This window comes from Microbacterium aoyamense (assembly GCF_023155855.1).
Classification (GTDB): Bacteria; Actinomycetota; Actinomycetes; order Actinomycetales; family Microbacteriaceae; genus Microbacterium; species Microbacterium aoyamense.
In genome coordinates this window covers 1-5,545 of sequence record NZ_JAKNUT010000010.1, presented here as the reverse complement: position 1 = coordinate 5,545, position 5,545 = coordinate 1, and the positions used below count along the sequence as shown (strand labels likewise).

Genomic DNA, 5,545 nt, shown 5'->3' with positions numbered 1-5,545 from the left:
GCTGCTCCGCGAGCTGCTGCTCATCGATGATCTCTCCCGTCACGGGATCGATCATCTCGATGACATCGGTCATCGCCCTTCCTTTCAGTCAGGCCACACCAGATCCACCGTTAATCAGACAGTCCCGATCGAGCAGCCGCTATCGCGTGGCGAGCTTGGGGATGTTGTCGCGCGTTCGGAGTTCACGACGGAGTACGAGGCGCTGAACGGTGGGACGGCTCTTCAGGTTTCGCAGTCCCCGCTGAACGCCGAGTCACTTGACGGGTCGTGGAGCGAGATCGAGACGTCGGTCGAGCAGACCGGCGACGGATGGTCCGTGCCCTCTCACCCGCTGCGGCCCGCCTTCGCCGAGACCGCTGATTCCGACGACGCCGTGACCTTGCGTCGCGACGGCCACGTTCTGCGCATCGCGTTGGAAGGCGCCGACGAAGGGCGGGCTGAGGCGCCGTTCTGGTGGTGGGATGACTGGGATGCGCTTGCTTTCCGCGACGTCGGCGAAGGGCTGGATGTCGAGTACGACATCGAGCGCGGCGCGGTCAAAGAGACCCTCATCGTGCACGAGCGGCCGGTCCGCGGCGAAAGCTCCTGGTCGTGGGTGGTGAAGGCTCGCTCGGTGACGCCGAGGATCGCGGACGGCGAGACGGTCGAATTCTTCGACCGGTATGGGGACGTGGTCGTGACGATCCCGACGCCGGTCGTGTGGGACTCGTCTGGCAGTGATGGGCAGAGATCACCGGCCGAAACCTTCCCGAGGGTGAGCGTCGACGAGATCTCGAAGGGCGTGTGGCGGTACACCTTGACGGCCGACGAAGACTGGACGCGTTCCACGGACCGTGTCTTCCCGCTCTACGTCGACCCCACGTTCGCGGTTTCTCCCACGTCACGTCAGTCGTTCAAGAGCAACGGCGCGCAGTACGTCGGACAGTTGCACGTCGGGAACACGCGCGAGTCGAACACGAACGTGATGTGGCGGGGGTTGTCGACCTTCGATTACAACGGCCTCCCCTCTGGGAAGTTCATCCACACCGCGCAGGTCGGGATCGGCTATGTGAGCGGCGCGACGACGGCGCAGCCGGGATGGGTGTTTTCGACTGACGGGGCCTGTTTCGCGTGCCTGGGGGTGCCTGTCACGACGTACTCGCTTGGCACGGGGTGGACGGACTCGACGGGATGGGGGGTGTCGCAGCGGATCGCGGATGGTGTGCGTCCGTTGTGGTATTTGTCGGGGAATGAGGAGGGGTCGGTCTACTCGCATAAGCGGGTCGAATCCGACTTCTGGGTGACGTACTACGACTACGCGCTACCGTCGTTCGGCACCAACTCCCCCGCGAACGCCGCGACGGGGGTTACGTTGACTCCCTTGCTCACGATGACCGCGACGAATCCAACCTCGGGTGCGAGCGTGAATCCGACGTACTTCTTCCGAGTGAGCACGCCGGGCAATGAGATCGTCTACGAGTCGCCAGAGTCGTCGAGTCTTCAGGCTGAAGTGCCGGAGGGAGAGCTCAAGCCGAACACAACATACATCTGGCGCGCCTACGTGCGTGGCGCGTGGGACGGGCATCTGGGGCAGTCGACGCTCCGGTCGACTGGGCCGCGCACCTTCACGACCAAGGCTGTGGCTATGCCCGACGTAGCGAGCGGCGAACCCGGCAATCCGGTCACAGAGCTCCCGCCGACGGTGACGACCCTCACACCGAAGATGAAAGTCGACCAGGTGCCGGGTACCGCAGGAGTTGGTCTGAAGTATGAGTTCCGTGTCACGAGCGGCGCTGATGGAAAGACGGGGGCCGTCGTCACCTCCGGATGGGAGTCGCCCGCCGCCGACGGATCCGTGACGTGGGATGTGCCGCCCGGGAGCCTTCAGGACGGCGGCCTGTACACCTGGACGGTGAACACGAAGGACGCTGCGAACGAGAAGAACCTGTTCGGGTGGACGAAGAGGTTCAAAGTCGATCTGCGTCTCGGCGAAGGCGGGCCATCGCCGACAGACGATGCGGGGCCGGTGACGGTCAACCTCGCGAGTGGGAACGCGACGCTGTCATTCGCGTCCCCGACCGTCGCAACGGTCGGCGGGCCGATGGGCATGTCGTTTACCTACAACTCGCAGGAAGTCCCGCACGCGAACCGTGGTCTGAAGGGCGAGTATTACCTGGCCCCGAAGAAGACCGACGGCACGCCCGCCACCGTGCCGGGCGACTTCACATTCGTCTCGGACAACCTCCGGCTCGTACGCACGGATCCATCGGTCCGGTTCGCCTGGCGGGGTGAATCCCCGGCGGATGCGATTCCCGCTGATCAATTCATGGCGCGATGGACGGGATTCCTCACGCTCCCAAGGGAACTGCGCGAGAGTGACAACTCGGCGCAATCCAAGCCGATCAAGTTCGGTGTTCGACGTGATGACGGCGCGCGCCTGTGGATCGGTGACTTGGCGACCCCACTCGTCAACGCTTGGACGACATCGACGGCCACGATCACGTGGTCCTCTCCGAAGAAGTTCGACATGAAAGCGCTCGGGTTCAAACTCGACTACTTCGAGCGCTCGGGTCATGCGATTTCGGAACTGTGGTACCAAGTCGAGGGCGGGACCGAGAAGCAGGTGCCGCCGGACTGGTTCACGAAAGAAGTCCCGATCCTCCCCGCCGGGTGGGGCACGTCGACGCCGATCGCGGGTGACGCGACCCGGTGGGTGTCCGCCTCGACGTCGGAGTCGGCGGTCATCCTCAAGGAGCAGGGAGGCAAGAGCTACACCTACACGCGCAAGAGCGCGGGCGGTTTCACGCCACCTCCGGGCAGTTTCAGTGTGGTTTCGCTGGACGGGGATGGCCGCGTGGTCCTCACCGACGAGGACGGCACGGTCCACCAATTCTCCAGGGAAGGGCGGATCGAGACGTCCACCGCGCCCGGTGACATCCATAAGCCCGCCGCGCCGATCATGGCGTGGGATTCTCGTGGCATCGTCGAATCGCTCACCGACCCTGCGCCCGGCGGCCGACAGGTGACGTTCACTTATCAGAATGCAGCACTTAACGCTTGCCCGACCCGATCGGGCGATGATTTCATGCCTGCGCCGGTGGACATGCTGTGTGTGATCGCGTATCCCGGTGGGGCGCGGACGGAGCTGTTCTACAACGGCGACACGCATCTCGCCGCGATTGCAGACCCCGGCGGTGAACTGACGATGTTTGGGTACCGGAAAGGCGGCTTGCTCAGCCACATCCGCGACTCCGTCGCCAACGATGTGCTCCCGCGAACCGATGCTCTCGCCGAGAGCGATGTCGATGCGGCCAGCACTCATATCGTGTACGAAGACGAACCGTTCGAGGGCCGCTTCCGAGTCAAGAACGTGACGCTACCGGCGCCTGACGGGCTGAACGCGGAGCGAACCGCCCGCGAGTACGCGTATGAACCAGGCATGACGCATGTGCAGATCATCGGCGCCCCGGATCACACCAGCACCGCGGAATACGATGCGGCGTGGCGTCAGACAGCTGTCATCTCACCCGAAACAGCCGCGGCCTCACCGGACCTGGTCACCCAGTCCCAGACGTGGCAGGAGAACAAGGATCTGCTCCTCACCGCGGAGGACTCCGCAGGGCGTCAGGTGCAGCGGCACTACGACACTCTTGATCGACCGACCGACGTGTACGGGCCTGCCCCCGCTGCGTGCTTCGATGCGAATCGGCTCCCCGTCACAGACCCGCTCACAGCGTGCAGCATCGTCCCCGCTCATACAAAGAGCACCTACGACGGCGGATACAACGGACTGCGTGCCGTCTACTACACCGACCCGGCCCAGGCACGAGCAATCCAGCTGATGGGCAAACCGAAGAAGGTCGCCCACGGACTGGCAGGAACGGTCGCGCCCGGTGGCCTCTACGCTGATTGGGGCACGGGCGCCGGGCCGGAAGGAATGCCGATCGACAATTGGTCGGTGCGCCTGACCGGGTACATCACCTTCCCCGCCGGTACGGACTACAAGTTCGAGACGACCACCGACGACGGCATCCGGATCTGGCTCAACGAGAAGCTCGTCCTCGACCGCTGGGGAGACCCGTTGGGGACGACCGGCACGGGCGCGGCGCAAAGTGGCACCCTGAATCTCGACGAGGGACGGATACAGCGCATCCGGGTCGAGTTCTACGAGCGCGCCGGCGCCGCCCGGCTCCAGGTGAAGTGGAAGAAGAATGGCGACAGCGGCTTCGTTCCCGTGCCGCTTACCGCTCTCACCCCCGACTATGGTCTGGTCACGCAGACCGTCGTCGATGATTCGACTACCGTCACCGGCGCGACTGCTCCCACGCTGACTACTCAGAGCGAATACCAGCATCCCTGGCTCGGGCAGGCCACACGATCGACGGTGGATCCGACCGGCCTGGCGTTGTCGACGAGCCTCACCTTCGAGCAGCCGGGATCATCTGGGTGGATGCGAAGACTGACCCGCGCGCTTCCGTCGGCGTATGCTGCCCCGACTACACGCGCGACGAGATCCGTGTATCACGACGCGAACGTCGCGGCTGTCGACACCGGCTGTGGGATCCCGGCGGGCACCTCGCAGTACGGTCTGCTCCGCAAAATCACCGCCGCCGACCCACAGGGGGCAACGGGAATCACCACCGAGTTCGTGTACGACGTCATGGGGCGTGCGGTCGGGGCCAGGGCGTCCGGCGACTCGGGCTGGTCGTGCACGACCTTCGACGACCGCGGCCTCGTCGACACGCAGACCATCGAGGGCGGTAGCGGCACCGAGGCGCGCACGATCAGCACACTCCGGGGTGCCTCACAAGTCGCTGGTGAGCGCGCGTATCAGGTGGAGGTCACCGAGACCGTTGCCGGGCAGTCGACGGTCGTGACGACGGTGACTGACCTTCTGGGTCGCGTGATTCGCTATACCGACGCGTCAGGCACGGTCACCAGGACGAACTATCACACACAGACCGGACGGGTCTCCTCGGTGACGACCACCCCGCCCGTGGGCGGCGGAGTCGCTGTGACGGGCGGGTTCTCCTACGACCTCGACGGCAACGTGACCGAGGTCAGGATCGACGACACGGTGTACGCGACCGTCACCTACGACCAGCACCGACAGGTGACCGGAGTGTCCTACGTGGGCGGCGCTGCGGGCGCCCTCGGGGAAATCGACCGTGACGGTGCGGGCCGCCTGACGGGACAGCTGTGGTCGGTTCCGGGGCTCGGGGATCTCGAGGAGTTCGTCGAGCGATCGCAGTCAGGCCGGATCGTTCAGCATGGCCTGCTCACCCCGGCCGGGCCCGTTCCTCCACCGTCGACGTACTCGTACGACGCGGCCGGCCGACTGGTGAAGGCCGACATTCCAGGACACGTCCTGGAGTACGGGTTCGGCGCGGCCACTGCCTGCGGTTCAACACCCGGATCCAACCCGGCCGCGGGCAAGAACGGGAATCGTTCGGTTGTGGTGGATTCGTACACGGCGCCGGGTCAGGCGATGGTGCAGCGGACGACGTCGTACTGCTATGACCATGCGGATCGGCTGCTCTCGTCGACGGTGTCGGGTGCTCCGACG

The 5,545-nt window shown here is 65.1% G+C and carries 1 protein-coding gene; it reads left to right on the top strand.

From position 1 onward, the window contains the following. Positions 1-5,545 (top strand): PA14 domain-containing protein (locus MA876_RS18785; protein ID WP_248153014.1); only part of this gene is annotated, 5,545 nt, incomplete at both ends.